The sequence below is a fragment of the Aequorivita sp. CRS11 genome, from assembly GCF_059693805.1.
In genome coordinates this window covers 1-527 of the sequence record NZ_JCATIG010000053.1, presented here as the reverse complement: position 1 = coordinate 527, position 527 = coordinate 1, and the positions used below count along the sequence as shown (strand labels likewise).

General features: G+C 34.3%; 1 protein-coding gene. It reads right to left on the bottom strand.

The window, feature by feature from the left end; genetic code table 11:
* Nucleotides 1–155: 155 nt before the first annotated feature.
* Nucleotides 156–527 (bottom strand): endonuclease domain-containing protein (locus AC58DT_RS15715; RefSeq protein WP_497217735.1); only part of this gene is annotated, 372 nt, incomplete at its 5' end.

Here is a 527-nt window from a genome sequence, read left to right as displayed (position 1 = left end):
ATGTCAATCAGAATTTTAATTAAAAAGAAAATTCTACTCTAAAGAACATCCCTCCCCCGCCTCCCTTCTAAGGGAGGGGCTAGATTTGGAAATGACTTATGTTTTGTTATATGCGTCAAAAGTCCCCCTTTGGAGGGGGATTTAGGGGGATGTTTTTAACTATTTTCTCTTATATAACTCTTTATGATATTAATTACACTTTCAGTATTGTTTAGAATCTCATTATTCGTAAATCTTAAAAAATGAAGTCCTTGCGCCTCCATTTTACCTTGTCGTTCTGCATCCTCAAGAAAATTATGCTCATGGATATTCCCATCGACCTCTATAACCAGACCAATTTCATGGCAATAAAAATCTACAATAAAATTTAAAATTGGAACTTGTCTATGGAATTCTAGACCCAAGGATTTTTTTCTAATACCCTCCCATAACATTTTTTCAGCAGGAGTCATATTTTTACGGAGTTCCCTAGCCATCGCTTTCAGATGTTTATTATATGGAAGTATTTTGTTTGCCATGTGATAAAT